The organism is Antarcticibacterium arcticum (genome assembly GCF_007993795.1).
Taxonomy (GTDB): domain Bacteria; phylum Bacteroidota; class Bacteroidia; order Flavobacteriales; family Flavobacteriaceae; genus Gillisia; species Gillisia arctica.
This window is the reverse complement of sequence record NZ_CP042476.1, coordinates 2954739-2977378: the sequence shown is the minus strand read 5'-3', so window position 1 is coordinate 2977378 and position 22640 is coordinate 2954739. Positions and strand designations below refer to the sequence as shown.

Here is a 22640-nt window from a genome sequence, read left to right as displayed (position 1 = left end):
AATTAGTGTGGTTTATTGCTTGCCCCAAATTTAAAAATTTATTCTTAGTCACAAGATTTTAGGACTACTACTTCCTGTTAAAAATAATTTTATTTGAAAACTTCAAAAAGGTGGAAACCAGTGGGACTCATTAAGACCTAAATAGGGTTCTATCTTAACTATTTTTAATTTTAATTGGTTTTCGGCCAAGTGGGGTATTAGCGGGTAAAAAGATTATATTCTTAAGTGGTTAAAATCGCAAAATCTCTGTCATCAGGCCAAACCGAATCGTAGAAATGTTATGGTTATAATAAATATTATAATAATCACTTCCCTTATAGAACTGGACAAATAGCCCAATATCCTCCAGAAACTTTGGGTGATAATATATGGTAAGTGCCGCATTCAACCTGTTTAAATCTAAAAGCTCCCAATCATTAATATTATCAAGCATTAATGAGGTTTCAATTTTAACTGAAAAACTTGCCCTTCTGTTTGCTGTGAAAAAGTGTTTGTCTACAGGCATTTTGTAAGCAAGAAATGAATTATGCCATCTTAATCCACTGTAGGTTCCTTTCATTTCTTTAAGCATCCAGTTGGAAGGATGAATTTCCAGGGAAGATTTAAAGAATCTCAGGGCAGCATGCTGCTCATGGTAAAAACTCCTGAGAATCCCGAATTCCAGAAAATTAGTAGCAAAATTTCCCGATTTGTAATTGATCACGGTAGAAGTGGAATCTGTATAGAAGTGGTCATCCTGCCCGTTGGAATGATGTGCAATTTTCCCAAATAACGCGGTCTTTTCAAGCGATCCGGTATCTGTTATAAGGTGATAAACTGAAATTTGAGGAATATAACTGGGAGTTTGAACGGGATAAGATTCTTCGTTATACATCCTGATCCTTACCTGCGGGGTAAGGACAGCCATCAATCGGGAATCTGCCCGTTCCCGAATGATGAAATTAGGGTTTATATTGGCTTCAAATACCAGCGGTTCAAGATTCCCAATATCGCCGGGAAATGTGATATAACTATCACTCTGGTTTACAAGGGCAATTTTGGTCAAATCCAGCCTTGGCAAAGAATCTAATTCATTCTGAGCTACAATTATTATATGTATTAACAGGAAAATACCCGTTAAAATCCTGGTTTTCATTTGTAGATGAGCTTAATCTTTTTTGTGGTCTCTTCACAAAGCTCAAAACTGGCTTTGGAAAAATCGGGGCGGTTTGAAAGAGATATCTTTTCAAAATTTGAAATGCCAAAACCTTCTTTAGGGAATAAGAGAATTTTATCTACTTCCCCGTTGCCGTTTTCATCATGAAGCACTGTAATGGCATAACGACCTTTGGGCAGATCTTTAAAAATTACAGATGATTTACTGTTCTTAATTTCCCCTACTTCTTTCCTGAAATATTTTTTTAATTTCTCATCCGGGATGGTGCCATCCCGATTATAAAGTGCAAATTGAGCTACCCCTTTGGAGTTTCTGAAATTATCGGCCGCAACACGAAGGGAATAAAGTTTTTTCTGAGATTCCTGTGCAATTGAAGATCCAATTGTGAGAATGGCTATAAGAGCCAGAAGAGTTTTCATAGTTACTTTCATTGTTTTATTTCCTTTATACTTTTATTAAACACATAATAGGTGAGCCCACCGGTGATAGCTATTCGTATGAAAAGCGCCACCAGGGTATCTGTTTCATACATCCCTCCGGTTATCATTAACTGAATAAAAAAACTAAGGCTAAAAAACAGCATTGTAAGAATTCCGGGCAAAAGGTATAATGTGAAAGTTTTTGAATAATTAATTCCGTAGGCCGCCAATAGGTATAGCCATCCGGAAATAAAATTCACTACCAGGATAAACATGGGGTAATTTCCTTCTTTTTTAAAGTTGTATGAAAAATCAAACAAAACCGCACTACTGGCAAGAATTGTAATAATCCCGAAAACAGCCGCCGCCAGGCTTAAAATATTTTTAATTTTTAATTTCCTCATTTCTTACTTTTTTAAGAGATGTTTTTCAAAAGCTATTAATTGGTCTTCTTATAGCTCCATACAGCAAGTGCATTCATAACCAGGGCGTAACCTGAAATAATGCTTAGCTGCGGTAAAATATCTTTAAAACCAGATCCTTTAAGCATCACCATTCTTATTATTTCTACAAAATACCTGATGGGATTTAGGATGGTGATCTTTTGAGCCCAGTCTGGCATACTCTCTATGGGGGTAAAAAGCCCACTCATCAAAATAAATATTACAACAAAGAACCAGGCAATAAACATCGCCTGTTGTTGTGTATCGGTATAATTAGATATTAACAACCCCATACCCAGAACTACCAGGAGGTACACAGATGTGAACAAATAAATAAGCGGAATGCTACCTACTATTGGAACTGCAAAAATGATCCTGGAAATCAACAGGCCTATTGTCATAATAAGGAGTCCCAGGGCCCAAAAAGGAAATAGTTTCCCAATTATGAACTGGTACTTTTTTATTGGCGTAACGTTGATCTGCTCCAGGGTGCCTATTTCTTTTTCCCGCACAATATTCATCCCGGAGAGGAATAGGGTTAACATAGTGACCAGTAGCACCAGGATTCCCGGTACCATAAAGATCTTATAGTTAAGCGTATTATTGTACCAGAAAGAAGGGACGTTCAAAACTTCAAGGGGTTTATTTTGAAGCTGATTAAATCCGGCAGTTGTAGTAGAAATATTCCTGTTAAAATTTGAAATGATCTTATTGATATATACACTTTCCACTCCTGCTTTAGATCCATCTATGGCATTGATATAAACCCCCACACCAGCCTCCTGCTCCCTGATAAGCCTCGTGTGAAAATTTGAAGGGATCTCCAGGATAACATCTGTTTTACCTTTTTCCATGGCTTCATAAGCCAATGAATGAGAGGGGAAAGAATGCAGCACATCAAAATAAGGGGAGCCTTCAAAATTCTCTATCAGGGCCCTGGAAGTTGAACTACGGTCATGGTCTACATATGAGAATTTGATATTTTCAATATCGAAGGTCGCTGCATTAGATAAGATTATTAATTGGAGTAAGGGAAGAACAAAAATAATGGGCAACATTCCTTTGTTCCTGAAAATTTGCCGGAATTCTTTCTGTATGATATAACTAATGGTTTTCATTATTCCAGTCTTATTTTATATTTTTTAATGCTCAGGCCAATCAGAAAAACAGCCATAATGATAAGGATGAGAGTTTCCTTCCACAAATACATAAGCCCCACCCCTTTTAGCATTATCCCCTTCAGAATTATTATAAACCATTTTGCCGGAATAATGTGGCTAATATATTGAAGGATTTCAGGCATGCTGGATATGGGAAAGATGAATTCAGACAAGAGGATCACGGGTAACATAAGACCCATAAGGGATATCATCATGGCTGCTTGCTGGGTTTCAGCGATGGTGGAGATTAGAATTCCCAAAGAGAGCGCGGTGATTATGAACAGCACGGTTTCAAAAGCCAGGAGGACCAAACTCCCTTCTATGGGCATTCCAAAAACCGTAATTCCCAGGATGAGTATGACCAAAGCGTTTATAATAGACAGGAAAATGTAAGGGAACACTTTGCCCAACACGACCTGAAACGGTTTTAAAGGAGATACCAGTAAAATTTCCATAGTTCCCAATTCCTTTTCACGGGTAATGGAAATGGAGGTCATCATGGCCGAAACCAACATGAGAATTACCGTCATCACCCCAGGAAGAAAATTGAATACACTTTTAAGTTCGGGATTATAGAACATTCGCGTCTCAATGTTGATCTGTACCCCTTTACCGGTTGTACCGTTCAACTCCTGTTGATAATGTCCAATAATAGATTGGATGTAATTCACAATAGTATTGGCGGTATTTGGTTCTGTAGCATCTGTTATAACCTGGATCTTCCCGATGGAGAGCGAATGTAAATTTTCGGCAAAGCCTTTTTCAAAAACAAGGAAGGCTTTGACTTCCCCTTTTCTGAATACAGATTCTATCTCATTTTCATTTTCCACCACATTCCCTATTGTGAAATATTGAGAGGCGTTTATTTTATTAATTATCTTAAGCGTTTCATTGTCTTTTGACTTATCCAGTATGCCAATTTCAACATTGTTGATTTCGTTGGTTATGGCAAAACCAAAAAGTAGGATCTGGGCTATAGGCATCCCAAACAGAATGAACATAGATCGCTTATCACGAAAAATGTGATAAAATTCCTTTTTTACAAATCCAATAAAACGTTTCATATAGATTTTTTATAATTCTGTGAGGCGGCAGATCTTATTCCACATTCCTAGCTAACTTTAAGAATACCCCATCCATGGAATTGGCTTCATACTGCATTTTCAAATTTTTAGGGGTATCCAGCGCCTCAATTTTTCCTTCCACCATTATGGAAACCCGGTCGCAATATTCCGCTTCATCCATATAATGGGTAGTAACAAAGATGGTAGTGCCCCTGGATGCCTGTTTATAGATCAATTCCCAGAATTGACGGCGGGTAATAGGATCTACACCTCCTGTGGGTTCATCCAGGAATACGATCCTGGGATCATGCAATAATGCCACTGAAAAGGCCAGTTTCTGTTTCCAGCCTAAAGGAAGGCCGCCCACCAGTTTATTCGCTACCTCTTCCAAACCCAGATCTTCAATGATTTCCTGAATTTTTGTTTTAATTGCTTTCTGGTTAAGCCCATATATTCCCCCAAAAAAAGTAATATTCTCCTTTATGGTAAGATCATCATACAAAGAGAATTTCTGACTCATATAACCAATGTTTCTCTTTATCCTGTCGGGTTGGGTATAGACATCCAATCCTGTCACCGAAGCCTCTCCCGATGATGGTTTTGAGATCCCTATAAGCATTTTCATCGCCGTGGTTTTGCCGGCGCCATTCGCACCCAGGAAACCAAAGATCTCCCCTTTATAGGTCTTGAAGGTGATCTCATTTACCGCCGTGAACTGGCCAAATTTTTTAGTGAGATTTTCCACTTCAATTACAGTTTCTTCAGTCCTCATTTTCCTTCAGCTTTTATTTGTTTGGTTCCGGCCAGATCCATAAAGACATCTTCAATGCCCGGAGGAGTTGGCTCTATACTTACATTCAAATGACCTCTTTCCAATAAAAATTTCTCCAGATGATTGGTGGAAAAGCGGGGATTGGAATGGGTATAATGAACAAATTCCCCAAAAGCGTATACACTTTCATTATCTGGAAATTCCTTCAGATCGCTTATAAGTTTAGACATCTCTTTTGCTCCCACGTTAAAAATTTGCTTTTCGTGCTGCGAGATAATATTGGAGGGAGTATCTATTTTAAGTATTTTTCCTCCCTGGATAAGCGCTATCCGGTCGCAGAGCGAGGCCTCATCCATATATGGGGTTGACACCAGGGTGGTAATTCCTTTGTCATTAAGTCTTTTCAACATGTCCCAAAATTCCTTTCGGGAAACAGGATCTACTCCGGTAGTGGGCTCATCCAGAAATAACACCTTGGGCTTATGAATAAGAGCACAGGATAGCGCCAGCTTTTGTTTCATCCCTCCAGAAAGTTTGCCGGCCCTTCTGTTTTTGAAGGGTTCTATCTGCACATAGATATCTTTGATCAAATCGTAATTCTCCTCTATGGTGGTTCCAAAAATGGTTGCAAAAAACTCCAGATTTTCTTCCACGGTAAGGTCCTGGTACAGGGAGAATCTTCCCGGCATATAGCCTACAGATTTCCGAATCTCTTTATAATCTTTTACAACATCAAAACCCGCCACTGTCGCCTCTCCTTTATCTGCAAACAGAAGGGTGGTAAGGATCCTGAAAAGGGTTGTTTTGCCCGCCCCATCGGGACCAATCAGACCAAACAATTCCCCTTGTTTTACCTCAAAAGAGATATTCTCTACCGCTGTGACCTTTTTGTAGGATTTTGTAATATTATTTAAGGTGATACTCATTGCTTGTTGGTTTAACCTATTCTGCAGTTTGCAACCACATTTCAGCAGGCATTCCTATTTTGAGAGAGCCGTCATTCTTAACTTTTACGTCTACCGCATACACCAGATTGGATCTTTCTTCCCTGGTTTGGATGGTCTTGGGTGTGAATTCTGCCGTAGATGAGATCCAGGAAATTCTCCCGGGGTAGGACTTCATGTTATCTTTCTTTGAATCAATTTTCACATGTACTTCCTGGCCCAGTTTAATATCTGAAAGTTGGGTTTCACTTATATAAACCCGCAAGGTCATATTTTCCAGATCGGCTATTTTATATAAGGGTCTTCCATAACCTGTAATCTCTCCGGTCTCTGCATACGTGGCCAATACAGTTCCTTTTAAGGGGTTTTCAACAATGCTCTTTTCTATGAGATCGTTTATCCTTGCAATTTGAGCCTGGATCAATTCTGTTTCGTTTATAATAGGAGTGTTTTTTGTTCTTACATTTTTAATCTCTTCTCTAATTACTTTGACCTCGCCTTCAGTCTGGTCCATCTGTCTTTGTGTTGCGGCATTCTCGGCCAAAAGGTCCTTTACTCTCTTTTTTTCCCTTTCAGCTATTTTTAATTTTTCATTTAAAACGTCAATTTGTGTGAATACCCCCTGAGATCTCGACGACACTGTTTTTTGGGAAGCCAGTAATTGCTGTTTTTCCCAATGAAGTTGGATGGTATCAATAAGGGCAACCTTAATTCCCGGTTCAATTTCATCTCCTTCCCTCACATTGAAATATTTTATTTTCCCCTGGGCTTCTGAAGAAATTATAATTTCTGTGGCTTCAAAGTTTCCATAACCGTCGGCTTTATTTTCATCACTACAAGAGATGAAACTCAACCCGACAACCCATATCACTATTACTATTGCTTTTTTCATCGTAGTTTATTTTCTTTATTTCCTTTAATAATCCTGTAATCTGCTTTCGCCATTTCAAGTTCAACTTTATGAAGTTGTTGATTTATCTTTGCTTCGTATAAATTGTTGAACTCGGTTAAATATTCTGAAGGAGTTATAATTCCGTTTTTTAGCTGGGAATTTGAAGATTCAGCTATATTCTCCCGTAAAGCGATAATCTCATTATCCTGAAGGAGCGTTTTTTGAAGCTGATCTATTCTAATAAGGGCTTCTTCCAGTTCAATATTATTATTGAAATTGAAGGTTTCCCTTTCTGCGTTGATCATATCTTTAGAGATGTCCAGGGATTTTTGCTGTTCTTTAACCTTACCCCAGTCAAAAACATTCCAGTTCATTTTCACTCCGACCATATAAAAATCCTGAAATGAATTATCAAGGAAATTATAACCCGGTTTCCCATAACCTCCCTGGGCGAACCCATAAATATTAGGGTACAGGCTTTTAGCAAGTATTTCCTTGTTTTGATCCAGTTCTTCTTCCCGTAGGTTGAACCATTCAATCTCGGGCCTGGCACCCGGGGCCTCTATCAAAATTTCCTGTTCCGGCAATTCCAGGACTGTAGAAATGTCTACAGGCCTGGCTATATATGCCGATAAGCTCTTTAAGACAGTATGCAGCTGAGATTCTGCCTCCTCCTTTTGTTGCTTTATTTTTAATATTTCAGCTTTTATTACGTTCTCAGATGCTGGTAAGGCTGTCCCATATTTAACCTGGGATTCCAGTTCTTTTACTCTTCCGCCCAGGGCATTTTCCTTTGATTCCAGAAGTGAGATCTGTTCCCGAAGCTGTAAGGCTCCAAAATAATACCTGTTGATCCTTTTCTTTATTTGATAAAGACTAACCCTCACTTGCTGGGCCTGTGATTGTAATTCCAAATCTTTGAGGCTACTTCTGGAGTTTATGGCGCCTCCATTGAAGATCAACTGTTCAACATCAAGGGTAGCCCGGTATTGGTCCTTATCAACAGTTTCAATACTTTGCCCTCCAAGATCTATTGGAATTTCTGTCACATCAGATTGATAGCTCGCTTTTGCATTTATATTAAACTTCGGGAGGTAATCTTTCTGGATCACTTCCTGCTCACGGGCAGCCTTTTCTTCCAATAATTGTATCTGGCTCCCCAAAGGATAATTTTTCTCTGCGAGTTCATAGGACTCCTGAAGAGTAAGGATCTCCTGGGCCGGACTTACTGCGCCAATCAAAAGAAGGGTTAATACAACTAACTTTTTCATTCCTTTATTTTTATATAATTGATCAAAAGGTTTGATATTTCCTCTTTTCTTTCCTCCATAAGGTCTTTATAGGCCTTATCGTCAATTTTCAGGAAACCTTTAAACAATGGTGCGGCCAGGAACGGGAAAATGTTAAGTGACAGTAGATGAACAAATAGCTGTTCAGCCTTTATAGGTCTTATTTTTCCTTCCTGCACCTCTTTTTCTACCTGGGCCTCAAATTTTGAAAAGTCGGGAAAGCCCTTCTTTGCTTGTAGTACTTTAATAAAATCGGCATCCCTATTAAGTTCCTGGATAATGAAATTTGGCAGGTAAGGATGCTTTTGTATGAAACTTATATAGCTGTTGGTGAAGTTTTTTATTTTCTGAAAAAGGTCGGTATTATCATCACTTAATACCCGGTCTATCTCGGGAGCTATCAGTGAAAAGGCTTTGGCAAAAACAGCTTCAAATAAAAAGCGTTTGCTCCTGTAATAGTAGTGCAGCATGGCCTTATTTATTCCCGCCTCATTAGCGATCTCCTGCATTCTTGCGCCATCCATTCCTTTGCGCTGGAACACTTTTTCAGCAGAATTTAAAATATGATCCTCAGTTTGTGTTTTTTCGTCTTTCATTTCTCCTGTTTTAAATTTTAACCATATTGTTTAACCAAATGAATTAACCAACTGGTTAACAAATTTAAATAATTTTTTTTAGTTTACCAAATGTGTAATTTTCAGAGTATTATTTGATACAATGAAAGTCACCAAAAATTAATAGTCAATCCTTTTAGAATGTCTATAGTTAAAAGGAATTACTGGAGTGGAGGGTAAAGAGAAGGCAGCCTATATCATTAAAAACAAAAAACCCCGTAACATTGAAGTTGATGGGGTTCGTTTGATTTTTTGCTAAAAGTACCCGAGTGGGTCACATTTATAAATAATACTTATATAAATAATACTTATTAAAAGACGATTTTTCTTTCAATCCAACCGTTTACGTAACTTTTTCCTATCCCAGAGTTATAAGAGCTTTTTTATATAAGGGGGGAACAACACTGCCTACCGGGAAGCAGTTATAATCTCAGACCGTTGCTTTTGCTGTTTTTGAACTCCTCTCACATCGGCTTTCAAAAAAATTGAGATGATAAGGGCAATAGCGACCATGCCTGCAAACACATAAAATACAGGTACATAACTTCCGGTTCTTGTATAGATTTGTGAGACCAGAGTTGGCCCTATTAAACCGCCTAAAGACCAGGTGGTTAAAAGGTATCCATGAATTGCACCAAGTTCTTTGGTGCCGAACATATCTGCAATAAATGCAGGCAGATTTGAAAATCCGCCCCCATAACAACTCACCACAAGGAATATTAATATTTGGAACACGATCGCACTTGTAATGATGGGAAGCGTTAAAAAGGTTATAAGCTGGATAATAAAGAAAATTATAAATACAACCGGACGGGAAATATAATCTGATACTGCCGCCCAGCCAAGTCTGCCTGCCCCATTAAAAATACCCATAATTCCAACCATAGTTGCCGCCGCGGCGGTAGAAATACCTACTACCGTTTGGGCCATTGGAGAAGCCACCGAGATCATCATGATACCTGCACTTGTATTGATAAGCATGATAGACCACAACATCCAGAAATGCTTTGTTTTTACAGCTTCATGAGCCGTTAATTGGGCCAGATCTTTTTTAATAGTGATGGTTCCAAAAGAAGGCTTATGTTTTACATTAATAACCGGAACCCATCCTCTTGGCGGCGGTGCAATATATAATGCAGATAATGTCATAACCACAAAATAACAAACTCCCAATATGTAAAAAGTTGAAGAAATTCCCACAAATTCCATTAAGCTGGCAGCCACCGGGGCGGTGATCAAAGCCCCTGAACCAAACCCAAGTACAGCCATTCCGGTTGCAAGTCCACGACGATCTGGAAACCACTTAACCAGGGTGGAAACCGGTGAAATATAACCTATCCCCAAACCCAATCCACTTAATAATCCATAGGTTAACAGGAACAACCACAGAGAATCAATGGAAACCGCAAAACCAGATCCTGCCTGACCTAATCCAAATAACACGGCGGCTAAAATCGCCGATTTTCGTGGACCATTTCGTTCTACCATTCTTCCAAACAAGGCTGCCGAACCGCCACCAAGGACCATCATTATAGTAAAAGCAACAGTTACTTCGGCTACTGTCCAGCCCATAGTTTCAACTAAAGGCAAGGTGTACACGCTGTATGCATACGCAGCCCCTATTGAAAGATGTATCCCAACTGCCGAGAGGGCAATAAGCCATCGATTTTTACCGGTCTTCATAGTGCCTGTTTTTATTTTCAACAGCCCCAATATAATAAAGTCGGCACACTTTTAACATTTCCCTCACAAATTAAAACAGTAAAAGTGGGATCCTTTATAATCCCGCGAAACATTTGTTTTTAAAAAACTTCATCCTGTAGCAACTTTTGAGTTTTCAAACCGCTCCAACAGAAGGGGCAAAAGGATCAAATGGCTAAACAATGCGCCAACAATGGCAATTGACGTTAACAGTCCAAATAAGAAAACCGTTTTTAAGGAGGCGAAAAGCATAAGTAAAAATCCCGCCAAGAGGATAAGGCTGGTGAGTATAATGGCAGTGCCAACCCTGCCCAGGGTGAGCAGTCGTGACCTTGAGGGACTTTCCCCCAAATCCCGGTGCTTTTTGTAATGATACATAAAATGCAGCGTGTCATCAATGCAAAAACTAAGTACGATAGCGCTAATGCTGGCAGTGGCAATATCAAGATCGATATGGAACCATCCCATCACTCCCAGAATTAATAACACCGGGAAGAGGTTTGGAAAAATTGAAAGCAAGGCCAGTTTAAAACTTTTAAGGAACAAATATACAAGCAGGAATACCAGTACAAATGCAAGGAGGAGACTATAAACCTGAGATTGGGCGGCGTAATGCACAATTTGAGAATACATTGGCAAATATCCCGCCGGAGTTATTTCTGCCAAATCTTCAAAAGTCGCTTTTGCGGTTTTAAGTAAAGCATCTTTTTTTTCGGTAAGCTCCACCGCAGAACTCATCTTTCCAAAGACTGTGATCTTTCCGGTGCCGGTGTCGCGGTCAATATAATATCCGCTTAACTGGGGATAACCGGTTTGCAAAAATTTGTCAACCTGCGATAAACCAGATCTTCGGGTCAACATTTGGGCTGCATTTTCTTTATACCTGTTTTTTAACCCGGCATAATAAAGTTGGGGAAAACCGAAAGAAGATCCTATTCCCGGAATTCCCAGAATAGAATCTGAAAAATTAAGCCCCGCCTGCACTACTTCCGGGGAGTGTAAAGTATATCCCGTTGAAGGAGTGATCATAAGTTCAAAAGGCATATAAGGGCCCCAGGTACTTTCTATTTCAAGGTGATCCTGTACCACCTCATGCTCTTGCGGGAAATAACCCAAAGTATATGTGTTATTATTCAGCTTAAATATCCCTAAAGCGGAAACCAGGATAAGTAACCCCGCTAAGACGGAATAAGCAAATTTTTTCTTCAGGATATGATCATGAAGAGAAGGAAGCCAGGCTCTGGGAATAATTAGATTTTCTTTCCGGCTTATATGCGGTAGGAAAATGAGTCCAAGGAAAAAACTGAATCCAAAGCATAAAAATATACCCAAAGCAGTATAGATCCCAAAATTTTTAAGGATTGCCATTGGGCTGCTTAGTAGGGAAAGAAATCCTGCCATTGTGGTAAGACTTGTATATAAACAGGGACGAAAAACCTTTTTTAAACTTGCTATTACATCTTGCGGGTTGTTATTTTCAATAGACTGGTGTTCCTTGACTATATGAACAATATCCAAAATCCCCAGTAGAATAAGGACCGTAGGTATTAATGTTGTCATTAAATTAAGCTGATGGCCCATCATCCCATAAATACCTAAACAGATATAAGTGGAAAAGGCTATGGTAAGAAAGGTATATGCCAGGACGTAAAAACTTCTGAAAAGGACCAGTATCAGTAAAAACATAAGGAGATACCCAAGTCCCAGGAAGAAGGTAAAATCCTCCTGAGACAAACTGTTCAAGCCGGAAAAGATTACACCTACCCCCCTAAGAACGTGTTCCCTTCCGGGAATTCTGCCGCCACCGTATTCCTTACCTCCTTTATGAGCCTGTCACGATGGAGATCAAAATCCGGGAGGGGTTTAAAAACGATCACAAATCTTGCAGCTTTTTTATCTTCTGTGAAGAATTCATCCCGTATATACGTATGTTCCTCCAGGTCTTGAACCACGTCCTTAACCTCAGAATCCTTTTTTATAAGACTTCTTCCACCGGGACCCAGTAAATTATTAGTTGGAACCTGAATGTTCCCCGGCCCCAGTACGCCTTCCACTTCCGGAATTGCCTCAAGAGAATCTGTTAGATTTATAAAAGATTGGAAATATTCGGAAGTTAAGACACCGGAAGATTCTTTAATAAGAAGCACTATACTTTCATCGTTCCCAAACCGCTCGGTATATTTTTTATATTCAACAAGCGCAGGGTCATCTTCGAGAAACCAGATATTGAGACTGTTATCTACCTTGAGGGCTTTTTCCACTCCCGGCCATAGAATATAGCAGAAAAATAAAACAAGTAATAGAATGAGGTACCTGTAAGGAAAGAGGCTACTCCTTAAAAAATTCATTTGAGCGTATTTGTCTTAAAATTAGGAAATTTTAGTTCGCTCCCCGGATTTATTATGATCCCGGGAGGGTTTTATTGTAAGAAAAAGGGGATTTTAAAAACAAAGAGCTTTCCATCAAGACTTCTGCTTTTAGTGGAAATGGTATATATTACTCGCATAGTAAATTGTACAAAACAAAAAACCCCTGTTTTCACAGGGGTCTTTTAAGTACTCGAGGCGGGAATGAACCTGCCTGCCGGCAGGCAGGCCTGCTACTGCCGGCAGGCAGGCCCGCAATACATTCGAAAATACCGGATCTACAGCTTACTTCTTAAGAATTCTTTGCCTATTCCAGATTTTAAATATTTTTCCCGCTTTCTTGCGGCATCACGATCTGGAAATTCTTCAGTGTATATTAACTTAAAGGGGAGATATGGTTTGGTGGTTTTATTACGACCTGTATTATGTTGAATAAATCTCCTTTCCACATTATCCGTGAGACCAACGTAGATGTAGTTGCGCGTTAAACTTGATATGGAGTAAACAAAATACATAGCAAATAGTACAAAACAAAAAACCCCTGTTTTCACAGGGGTTTAGTACTCGAGGCGGGAATCGAACCCGCACATCCGAAAATACTGGATTTTGAATCCAGCGCGTCTACCAGTTCCGCCACTCGAGCAAGTGGAGGGCAAAATTATAAAAAATTTCCACATTCTCCCCTTTAATTGACCGAATTTTCTTTCCCGGTGATTTCATTATACCATCCAACTTTTATTCCCAAATTTAATTGTAATAAGTGGCTGTAAACCACCGGAATCCCTTGGCAATTTCAAAAATTTCAAGTAGCTTGAGCCATCTAACAACACCCCTTTATGACCTCAAATTTTTATTCGGCTATTCATAAAAATCTTATTGAGAATCCGGATAAAACCTTTATTAAATGGCCTAATCCCGGGGGGATGATATATACTTTACCGGGCACGATCTCCTGGAAGGGGTGGCATTTGTGTGCAGGTCCCTCCAATTAAAAAAAATTAAACAAGGGAACAGGATCCTGCTGGGCATTCCCTTTTCCTTCGAACTTATATGCGCAATATTAGGAATTATGGCCTATGGGGCTACCCCTGTTCTTCCGCCTGCAAACTCCAGGGAGACCGACCTGTTACGATTAATTTTTAGCCATAAAATAAAAGCCGTTTACCTTAAAAACCCGGAAGACCACATTAAACGAATCCTTTCCTTTATAAGGGTGAAAACCCTGGCACAGGATTCTGCTCTGCAAAAGACCGCATATTTCAGCCCTGTACTGGTGTCGGCAGAACAGCCTGCGTTGATCTCCTTTAGTTCCGGCACAACCGGTAAACCTTCCGCAGCAATTCGTACGCATCAAATACTGAAGGCCCAACACCTGGCACTGAAACAGAGTTTTCCTCCCTTACCCGGGCAACAGGACCTTCCGCTTTTTCCCAATATCCTGCTGCATAATCTTTCATTGGGGATCACAACGCTGATCCCGGATATCCCGGACCTTGACGTTCGGGAAACAGATCCCGAAAAAATAATCGCCCAACTCCTGGATGAGGGAATTGACAGCCTTACAGGAAATGTTCATTATTTCAAGATCCTGGTTTCTTATCTTCAAAAAGAAAAACTCATTCTTCCCAGTGTTAAAAAACTGGGTATTGGAGGATCGCCGGTTCCCGAATACCTGCCGCACCTGCTTCAGAATTATTTTGTGAATGCCTCTGTCTACATTATTTATGGTTCAACCCAGGCAGAGCCTATTGCAGTGAGGCAAGTCACCGAGGAGCGCAAAAATCCTTCCCGCGGATATTTTGTTGGAACAGTGCATCCCGGAATTGAGCTTAGAATTATTTCCCATCTCACCAATAAAGAAATTACCGGTCCCAACGACAGCGGACTCGTGGAAGTAAGCGGGGAGCACGTGGTCACCCAGCCCGGCAATAAATGGCTAAACACCGGAGATCACGGATTTCTTAATGATAAAGGGGAACTTTACCTTACTGGCAGATCCGGAAATGAAGGCCGGCTTCAGGGCTTTCAGCATTACCAGCTGGAACATGTGCTGGCCCATGTAGCGGGGGTGAACTACGCCGCAGCCATCTATGATCCCAAAGGCTTCCGCATCTATGTTCAGGGGAAAACACCCATCAGGGAGCTAAAACTTGCCCTGGAAAAACACTTCCCCGCAAGCATAATTGGCACCGTAGAAAGCATTGAAAAAATGCCCCTGGACCAGCGGCATTATTCCAAAATATTATACAAAGACCTATGCATACCGAATTTGAAAATGTAGACCTCAACCTCATCAGGTATTCCCTGGTTTGGGAAGGTTATGACACTTTATATAACGCAATGGACATCACTCCAAAAGATGATCTTTTAATGGTCACTTCTGCAGGTTGCAATGTGCTGAATGCCCTTTTGAAACAGCCGCGAAGTCTAACCTCAATAGATCTTAACCCCGAACAGAACCGGCTGTTATTATTAAAAACCCATATTATTGAACACCTGGAACACGATGTGTTGATCTCTTTAATGGGTTTCAACGGGATGAAAGATGTTGCAGGGGCCTGGGAAAGTGTTGCACCAGCACTGGAACCCACCCTGAGGGAACACTGGGAGGATTTTTTCGCAAAGCATCCCGGGGGGATCATTTCCGCAGGGAAACTGGAAACCTATATTCACCACTTTTTGCCGGGGTTACCGGAAGAGTTACAGAAAAAAGTCCGTCACCTGCTTTCTTTCACTGAAACTGCTGCTCAATATGAATATTTTCTTACCAATTTGGAAAAGTCAGAATTTAAAGCCCGGTTTATAGAATATTTTGACCAACAAAACCTTAGCAAAGGGCGGGATCCTCAACTTTTTAAATATGTAAAGGAATCTGGCGGAGAGCTTTTTTACAACCGGCTAAAAGTCTTTATATCAAATCAACTGGTGCGGGATAATTTCTATTTCCGTTTCTTTATGTTTGGTCCGGAGGAAATACCCGAAATTATTTTACCACCCTGTTACAGAAAAGAGAATTTTTTAAAGCTTCGTGCGCAACTGCCAAAATTGAATATTGTAACCGGTGAAGCTGTTGAATATTTATTATCCCCCGAGGGTCAAAAAATAAACAAAGCAGGCTTGTCCAATATTTTTGAATATGTATCACAATCTCATTTTGAGGAGGTATGCGCCAACCTGTTTACAATGCGGAAACTACCACTGCGCATGGTTTACTGGAATCTTTTGCAGTCTCAGGGCGAAACTACCTGCCTGGAATTTCGGCTGGAGGGGGAATCAAACAAACTTACGCGGAAAGAAGCCTGTTTTTATTTTATGAATGTGCGCGTGATGGAAAGCGTGCCTCACAGTATATTAAAATAGCCCTATGAATACTTCAGATTATTTTAAAACCGAATTTATTGAAAAGCTCCTGCAGGAACACAACCCGGCTTCAGTTATAAAAGTTTCAAATGTGAAGCGGTTTCCGGTGGATAATTCGGCAAGTATTCTTTCCACCTTGAATGCGGGAACAACAGGCCTGGAAATTGGCCATTTTGGATTGGAGGTAGCTTATACCGAAAATGAAGTTCCCCACACCCGAAAAATGGTGATGAAAGTAAAGCCTCACGGCAGCGTAACTTCAGGTATGCTTAACAGTCTTTCTGAAATATGCGGGGAGGAATTGAACGCAGTGTATTCTCAATTCCAGGAACTCACAGGATTCAGCAATACGCATATGCGCGAACTGGAGATCTACCAAAACGCCCCGGCCGCATTTCAACCGGAGATCTTCGGGCTGCACGTGGATGCACAAAACCAGATCTTTCTCATCCTCATGGAATACCTGGAGGAGGTAGAATTGCTTAATACCGTAATGCAGCCCGAACTATGGACTCCGGAACATATAATGGAATCCTTATCTAAAATTGCGAAATGGCATGCAGCCCATCTCACAACTCCTGAAACCCTGGACCTGCAATACTGGAAAGAGGATGTGGCTTCCAAAAAATATATGGAAGATCTTCAACCGCTGTGGACGGCCCTGCTGGACCATGCGGTAAAAGTACTTCCACAGGTCTACACTTCACAAAACTCGGCGCTGCTGTATGAAGCTATTGATAAAATCCCGGTGTATTGGGACAAGCTTGAAAAAATGCCAAAAACACTGGTGCATAATGATTTTAATCCGCGAAACACCTGTTTTAAAATGGGTGCCGCAGGTTTGGAACTTTGCCTGTATGACTGGGAACTGGCAACTTTTCATATACCGCAGTATGATGTGGCAGAATTCCTCTCCTTTGTGTTAAGGCCTGAAACTTATCATAAGCGCCGGGAATACCTGGAATTTTATCGCAACGAACTTAATAAGCTTACCGGTAAATTTGAGGATAAGGAAGAATTTGAAAGAGGGTTTTTCTTTGCCTCCCTGGATCTCGGGCTGCACCGTTTCGGGATGTACACCATGGCGCATTCCGTAAGTCCATACCCTTTTTTGCCCGCAGTGTTAAACAGTTATTTTGATGGGTTGCAGGAGATGAAACATCTAATGCCCTAAGCTTTTTTCATACAGCGCATAAAATGCCTTTTCACAGGGAATTCCATCTGTAAAATGCCGCGAATAATTATCGGTTTTCATTAGGCAGAAAATGGTATCATCATACAGCTCCTTAAAGGATAACATTGCATAGGCTCCGGAATAGTTCATCAAATTCATTTTTCGATATGCAGGATGCACGCCGGAGGACTTTGCCAGCATCGTGGGGTTCTTAAGCCTGGGATAGTCCACTTCAAAAGAAGGAAAATCAGGGATTTCCCCGGAAACAGATTTATAATTGGGATGACAAAATGTGAGTGCTACAAGCTTCCCGGTTTTAGTGTCGCGGAAAAGGCTGGCGGTGTACGGGCATAATTTTTCAGCAAACTTTCTATTATATAGCAGGCCGAATTCTTCCGGTTCAATAGTCTTATACCCCGCATTTCCACTAAAAATCGCTTCTATGAGCTCATAGATATCTTTCTCATACAAATGCCAGTTTTCCGGCGTGAGCGGAATAATTTCAAAGGGAAGTTGTTTTACCTCCTCAACAAATCTCTGTTTATCCCGATAGATCTTTTGGATCTCGGCTGCCGGAATACGCCGGCTTTCATAGGTGAGGGATATCCTGCAATTTAAATTGCCCAGCAGGGCGGGATAATAACCGGGATTAACGGGTTCCCTGTCAAACATGGTCCACGAAGGAACGGGGCCAAGCCGCAACCTGTACCTGTGAAATGTATTAAAGTTAGTTGGCCCGGTAAGAGAAGCCTTTCCAAATTTTTGGGCATCTTCCTCCAGCATCCTGAAAGCCGAACTATTAAGATCTGGATCATTGGTACTTTCCCAATACCCGAAATAAGCTGTAACCGATTGCTGCGGAAAGATCCCCACCAGCCTGATGTTCTTATGATCTGTATAAATTATGATGTCGTGATCCTTCCTTTTAAGCTGAAAAAGTGCCTCTACCTCTTCCCTGTTTTCTTCGGGAAGGAACCCCAGGCCTTCATAGATCTTCTGCGGGATTGCAAAAAAACTTTCAGGCAAGACCCCGGAATATATTATACGTTCAATTTGAGACATTCTTACATCATTTTAATGGGCTGCAGCCATAGCTTCCCCTCTTATAATTTCTCCGCTGGCTGCATCCATCTTCACCCTATCTCCCGATGCTAACCGGGAACAAAGGTTTGGGATATTAATAATAGTGGGGATTCCCAGTTCCCGCAGCAGGATAACAGAATGTGACAGGGAAGATCCTTTCTCAATAAGTACCCCCTTGCAGGTAGGAAACAAAGCGGCCCAACCTGGATCTGTACGCAGGGCGCAAATGATCTTTCCATTAACATCCAGACTGTCCCCGGGATCTTTAATCAGAATCACCTCACCACTCACCTGTCCCGGATAACAACCCTGCCCTTTTAAGATCCCGGTCTCCTCAATGGCAATATCTTCCTGTTTTGGCGGGGAAGGCACAATTACCCGGGAGGGTACTTCCTGCTTTCTATAACGCGAAAATTCCTCTTTTCTTTCTGCAATAAGCTGTTTAAGATTTGCAGCTTCATTTAGATCAATAAGTTCATCTTCTGTAAGATAAAATACATCTTCAACCGTTTCCAGCCTGCCATCTTCCACCAGCGCGCGACCCCTTGCACGGTACACCTGCCGGTACATACCAAAAAGTCGGGTTCTTTCCAGCCTCATATTTTCCCTGTAGCGTATGGCCAGTTTCAGTTTTTTTAGATCCTTATGCAGTTTTCGTTTAAAAAGAAAGGATCTTTTTTGCAGCAGGGTTTCAAGTTCTTTTTCTGCCTCCGCCTTTACTTTACCAAGATCTGCAGTTGCTATCTTTTCCCCGGCCAGGAAATTACGCAGGTACTTATAAAAAATTTGGGGCCTGACCCGCATAGTGAAGGTTTCCAGTTTTAATTCGCCCACGGTGCGGTCACCGTATTGGTGAATAAAAGCTGTTACCTTCTTATAAAATTCGGGATGATCCCTTTCTATAGTAGTATGAAGGTCTTCCGGAAAGCTGATAATAAGTTCCCTCAACCCCGGATATTGCTGCGCGGTTTCGGCCAGGTTTATCATTGCAAGGGTGGGTTGGGTGCTTTCAATTTCAGGATCACCGCAGAGGTAGCGGGTAATAAATTCTTCGGGCCGGGTTATACCAGCTTTCCTAAGCCCTCGCATGACGGCACCATTAACCATCATCACATTAAAATCGTTGATAATAGGAATGCTCCAGGAATTAAGCAGGTTTTCGTCCAGATCATTTTTCTTCTGAAGGAATTCAGAAGAATTCAATGTTTGAAACTCCTCCTTATAAAATGCCGTATAATACCTGCTGAAATTCTCCTGAAAGGCGGGTACCAGCTCCGGCAGTTTTTTGAACTTTAACCAGAGTCTGGAATAATTGAGGAGCAATCCCGGGAGGATCTTTATTTTTTCAGAAAGGGATTTTTCCACATCCTCTACCAGGTCCACCGGTTCCTCAAGACCCATCATAAGTTCCATATCGGCCTTATTCTGCCGGAACGAAGGCAGGAGTTGAAGACCGCGGTACCAGTTATTGATGTTGTAATAGATCCTGCCCTTCACCAGCCCCAAAAGGTTGGAGAGGATTGCATCGTGTGCCAGGATCTTCCTCCCGGGGATCCCAAGGACCTGCATGGTTTGTCTGTAAACGGTTTTATAGGCACGGGAGGCGAAGCTAAAAGTAAGCGGAGTGGTAACCCCGCAATAGCTTTCCTGTATATTGGAATTATCATATACCACGATCGCGGGGATCTCCCGTGTAATGGGCCTGGCCTGTAAAAAGAAAATTTCCTTGTCCTTAACCGCGAATTCTATATCCAGCGGGTGGCCGGCAATTTTTTCGGCAGTGCTTGCACTTGCAAACAATTGTTCCAGGACCTGTGGTTCAAGGCAGGATATATGTTGCTTCTTAACATCAAGGGGGAGTTTAATAAGTCCGCTGCCTTCTCCTCTTTCCAGGTAAAATTCTTTGGTTAGTATGTTTTTGCGGTGAAGGTTGCCTGTAGATCTTTCAAAATAGAACTCATCCCCTTCCGCACTGCCATTCATAAGGCCCTCGCCAAACCCATATACAGCGTGAATAGCCATTTCCTGGGGATATTCAGGGAACGTAGAAAACAGCACCCCACTGGCATCCGGATTTATTTGCCGCTGAATGATCACTGCCGGCTTCGGCTGCAGGCTAAGATCGTATTGCCTGCGATATTCCATGACCCGGGGAGACCAGGCGCTGGCGGCACATTTTGCAATAGCCTGTTTAAGATCTGCAACAGTGGAAATATTAAGAAATGTGTCCATCATGCCCGGAAAGGCATTCCTTTTTCCATCTTCATCCAGGACCGAGGACCGCACCACAACCGGTTCCTGCGGAAAGTTCCATTCCTTCAGGATCTTGTTCAATTGGATTTGATCTTTCGGCGGGAGTTCATAATTCAGCAAGGCAGCTTTCACTGTTTCCTCATCCTTATTTTCAGCAATGCACACCCTGAAATTCTCATAGGGGATCACCAGAAAATCCGGCACCTGCAATCCCATTTCCCTGAGGTTGTAAAGTCCGGAGGCCTTTCCTCCAACTCCTTTCTGATTTTTATTGCCGTAAATTATCATTGAAAATACACTTCAATAATAATGCTCATGTACGCGGCGAGCATAAAAAGGGAAACTATTTTCTCGGCCAGGCGCAGGCTTTTTTCGGTAGGCCGGAAAAGGTTATTTACATACAGCAACAGCGCAAAGAAGAAAACAATTCCAATAAGAACATATGCCCAGAGTCTTGCGTCTATAAGGCTTAATAAATAAAGTTGAACCAGTACCCCGCCAAGAAGCAGCAACAGCACCAGGATCACAGATGTAGAATATCCCAGGCTTTTTGAATATGAATCTACCCCCGGCCGTTCTGCCACCGGCGAATGTATTTTCCTCGCCACCTCAAAAGAAAAACCGGACAAGAGGCTGAGTGCGGCCAGGATATAAAAAGGAAATAATATCTCCAGAGCGGGATGGAATGCAGTATACACCCACAAAATGATTAAAGGCATTACCAGCATATGCGTGGTGGCGTAAAGCAGTAAATATTTGTTCAGGAATTTACCGGTAAAAAATTCATATCTCATAAGCAGAGAATACCCCAGTGCAAAAAGCCAAACCAATATCACCGGCCACCCCGAAAGCAGGGACCAAACAATTTCAATTACAGTTCCTAAAACCGAAAGACTAATTAAATGTTTAAGACCTATACGTCCCGATTGTAAAACCCGCTGCGGATGGTTGTGCAGGTCTATATCAAAATCCTTGATCTCATCAAATACCCTGAGCCGGAAAAAAAAAGAGATCACTGCAAGGATCCCCAGTATATACCACCAGAATGGTCTTTCTTCCTGCCCCGCAATGAAAAAGCTGCTTACCGCCTGGACCGTAAAAAACAGGATGGCAAATAATGCCATATTAATTGGCGGAAAGCGCTCCCGGAAATAGGCAAAAACAGCATTAGGGATCATAAGAGTTAATTGGCAGTGAGGTAAATTTAACAAAATTAAACACAACCACAGCATTCCTTTATTCCCTCAGTTGGAAGAGCTGAAAAAAATTTCTGAAAAAATATACTATAAATTTATCTTCTACGTTGCAATTTGCTTTTCTCAACTCAATCTTCTAACAATCAGGCGCAAAAACTGATCCTCATCAGCTATTTTTGTAGGAATTTTCTCTCATTATTTCAGAAAATCTTGTCTGAATTTTCAGCAGAAAGTTTAGGAATGTGCGATATACGGGAGGTTATTATTTTGCCGTTAAAAAAATAGGTATTTCAGCCAATAAAATTCCCCTTTGGCGAATAATTTTCAGAACTATTTAATATCTATTTAACTTTAAGACAGAGTTTTAACGTAAATATCTATCCCTATGAAAACGCTAAACGTATTTGTCGAAAATTACAAGGAAACTACCTCAGGTTTCAACATTCTGGTTAAGATCATTGTTGCATTTGTACTTGCCCTTATCTTTTTTACGGTAATAAGTGCTTTTGTAAACGTGGTGCAATCCTTTTTGGAGTATCGTTTCTATTAGAGTTTTTTGAAAACGGTTTTTTTCTCCCTCTTAAAGAAGGAAATTAAGTCCGGATTCAAACTTTAAGGTAAACCACACCTTATTTTGGGTAGTTTAAATCTACCCGGGCTTGCTATCTTTTAAAAATTCCACGGCATTTTTTGATCACCGGGGGATCAAAGGAATTTTCACCCCCTGTTTTTCCTTCAAAACCTACTGAATTAT

Annotated in this window: 22 protein-coding genes and 1 tRNA gene; 5 read left to right on the top strand and 18 right to left on the bottom strand. The window is 41.0% G+C overall.

Annotation, left to right across the window (positions count from 1 at the left end; translation table 11 throughout):
* Positions 1-229: 229 nt before the first annotated feature.
* From FK178_RS13475 to FK178_RS13405, 15 genes are all read right to left on the bottom strand, one after another.
* Entirely contained in the window at positions 230-1135 is a 906-nt protein-coding gene (locus FK178_RS13475; RefSeq protein ID WP_240793842.1) for a hypothetical protein, read from the bottom strand.
* Positions 1132-1575, bottom strand: coding sequence for a DUF2141 domain-containing protein (locus tag FK178_RS13470; RefSeq protein ID WP_205677189.1), 444 nt, complete (start codon positions 1573-1575; stop codon positions 1132-1134). Before FK178_RS13470 ends, FK178_RS13475 begins: the two co-directional genes overlap by 4 nt.
* An 8-nt stretch (positions 1576-1583) precedes the next feature.
* Positions 1584-1979, bottom strand: a complete 396-nt coding sequence (locus FK178_RS13465) for a hypothetical protein (protein WP_146836245.1) — start codon at positions 1977-1979, stop codon at positions 1584-1586.
* A 35-nt stretch (positions 1980-2014) separates the two neighbouring features.
* Positions 2015-3136 carry an ABC transporter permease gene (locus FK178_RS13460; protein ID WP_146836242.1) on the bottom strand — a complete coding sequence of 374 codons (1122 nt, stop codon included), beginning with the start codon at positions 3134-3136 and terminating at the stop codon, positions 2015-2017.
* Positions 3136-4242, bottom strand: a complete 1107-nt coding sequence (locus FK178_RS13455; protein WP_146836239.1) for an ABC transporter permease — start codon at positions 4240-4242, stop codon at positions 3136-3138. Before FK178_RS13455 ends, FK178_RS13460 begins: the two co-directional genes overlap by 1 nt.
* Positions 4243-4276: 34 nt before the next feature.
* Positions 4277-5014 (bottom strand): ABC transporter ATP-binding protein, encoded by a 738-nt coding sequence (locus FK178_RS13450; RefSeq protein ID WP_146836236.1) that lies wholly within the window; start codon positions 5012-5014, stop codon positions 4277-4279.
* Complete coding sequence (locus tag FK178_RS13445) at positions 5011-5940, bottom strand: ABC transporter ATP-binding protein (RefSeq protein ID WP_146836233.1); 930 nt, start codon at positions 5938-5940, stop codon at positions 5011-5013. Before FK178_RS13445 ends, FK178_RS13450 begins: the two co-directional genes overlap by 4 nt.
* A gap of 16 nt (positions 5941-5956) precedes the next feature.
* The gene (locus FK178_RS13440; protein WP_146836229.1) at positions 5957-6850 is read right to left on the bottom strand and encodes an HlyD family secretion protein; all 894 of its coding nucleotides are present in this window, start codon (positions 6848-6850) and stop codon (positions 5957-5959) included.
* A complete protein-coding gene (locus tag FK178_RS13435) occupies positions 6847-8121 on the bottom strand; it encodes a TolC family protein (protein ID WP_146836227.1) in 1275 nt (424 codons plus the stop codon). Before FK178_RS13435 ends, FK178_RS13440 begins: the two co-directional genes overlap by 4 nt.
* Positions 8118-8735: a TetR/AcrR family transcriptional regulator gene (locus tag FK178_RS13430; RefSeq protein WP_146836223.1), complete on the bottom strand. Its 618-nt coding sequence runs from the start codon at positions 8733-8735 to the stop codon at positions 8118-8120. Before FK178_RS13430 ends, FK178_RS13435 begins: the two co-directional genes overlap by 4 nt.
* Before the next feature lie 426 nt (positions 8736-9161).
* Positions 9162-10436: an L-lactate MFS transporter gene (locus FK178_RS13425; RefSeq protein WP_146836220.1), complete on the bottom strand. Its 1275-nt coding sequence runs from the start codon at positions 10434-10436 to the stop codon at positions 9162-9164.
* 129 nt (positions 10437-10565) lie between these two features.
* The gene (locus FK178_RS13420; RefSeq protein WP_146836217.1) at positions 10566-12197 is read right to left on the bottom strand and encodes an efflux RND transporter permease subunit; all 1632 of its coding nucleotides are present in this window, start codon (positions 12195-12197) and stop codon (positions 10566-10568) included.
* Positions 12198-12214: 17 nt separating this feature from the next.
* On the bottom strand, positions 12215-12802 hold the full coding sequence (locus tag FK178_RS13415; protein ID WP_146836214.1) for an RND transporter family protein: 588 nt from the start codon (positions 12800-12802) through the stop codon (positions 12215-12217).
* Between the two features lie 296 nt (positions 12803-13098).
* Entirely contained in the window at positions 13099-13335 is a 237-nt protein-coding gene (locus FK178_RS13410; RefSeq protein WP_146837683.1) for a GIY-YIG nuclease family protein, read from the bottom strand.
* 46 nt (positions 13336-13381) lie between these two features.
* A tRNA-Leu gene (locus tag FK178_RS13405) sits at positions 13382-13463 on the bottom strand.
* Between the two features lie 193 nt (positions 13464-13656).
* On the opposite strand from FK178_RS13405, the gene FK178_RS15515 reads away from it, so the two are divergent.
* The 4 genes from FK178_RS15515 to FK178_RS13390 are packed head-to-tail and all read left to right on the top strand — an operon-like array spanning position 13657 to position 17354.
* On the top strand, positions 13657-13812 hold the full coding sequence (locus tag FK178_RS15515; protein ID WP_168194601.1) for a hypothetical protein: 156 nt from the start codon (positions 13657-13659) through the stop codon (positions 13810-13812).
* Positions 13782-15101, top strand: coding sequence for an AMP-binding protein (locus FK178_RS13400; RefSeq protein WP_317130364.1), 1320 nt, complete (start codon positions 13782-13784; stop codon positions 15099-15101). The genes FK178_RS15515 and FK178_RS13400 overlap by 31 nt, the downstream gene beginning before the upstream one ends.
* A complete protein-coding gene (locus tag FK178_RS13395; protein ID WP_146836208.1) occupies positions 15077-16180 on the top strand; it encodes a DUF3419 family protein in 1104 nt (367 codons plus the stop codon). The genes FK178_RS13400 and FK178_RS13395 overlap by 25 nt, the downstream gene beginning before the upstream one ends.
* A gap of 4 nt (positions 16181-16184) precedes the next feature.
* The gene (locus tag FK178_RS13390) at positions 16185-17354 is read left to right on the top strand and encodes a phosphotransferase (RefSeq protein WP_146836205.1); all 1170 of its coding nucleotides are present in this window, start codon (positions 16185-16187) and stop codon (positions 17352-17354) included.
* On the opposite strand, the gene FK178_RS13385 is transcribed toward FK178_RS13390, so the two are convergent.
* From FK178_RS13385 to FK178_RS13375, 3 genes are read right to left on the bottom strand one after another with little or no spacing between them, the layout of a single operon-like run.
* The gene (locus tag FK178_RS13385; RefSeq protein ID WP_146836202.1) at positions 17343-18416 is read right to left on the bottom strand and encodes a hypothetical protein; all 1074 of its coding nucleotides are present in this window, start codon (positions 18414-18416) and stop codon (positions 17343-17345) included. The two genes, FK178_RS13390 and FK178_RS13385, sit on opposite strands and share 12 nt — an antisense overlap.
* Before the next feature lie 12 nt (positions 18417-18428).
* On the bottom strand, positions 18429-20978 hold the full coding sequence (locus tag FK178_RS13380; RefSeq protein WP_146836199.1) for a PEP/pyruvate-binding domain-containing protein: 2550 nt from the start codon (positions 20976-20978) through the stop codon (positions 18429-18431).
* Positions 20975-21868 carry a UbiA family prenyltransferase gene (locus tag FK178_RS13375; protein WP_168194599.1) on the bottom strand — a complete coding sequence of 298 codons (894 nt, stop codon included), beginning with the start codon at positions 21866-21868 and terminating at the stop codon, positions 20975-20977. The genes FK178_RS13380 and FK178_RS13375 overlap by 4 nt, the downstream gene beginning before the upstream one ends.
* Positions 21869-22271: 403 nt before the next feature.
* Between FK178_RS13375 and FK178_RS15510 the strand changes: the two genes are divergently transcribed.
* Positions 22272-22436 carry a hypothetical protein gene (locus tag FK178_RS15510; RefSeq protein WP_168194598.1) on the top strand — a complete coding sequence of 55 codons (165 nt, stop codon included), beginning with the start codon at positions 22272-22274 and terminating at the stop codon, positions 22434-22436.
* The last annotated feature ends 204 nt before the right edge of the window (positions 22437-22640 follow it).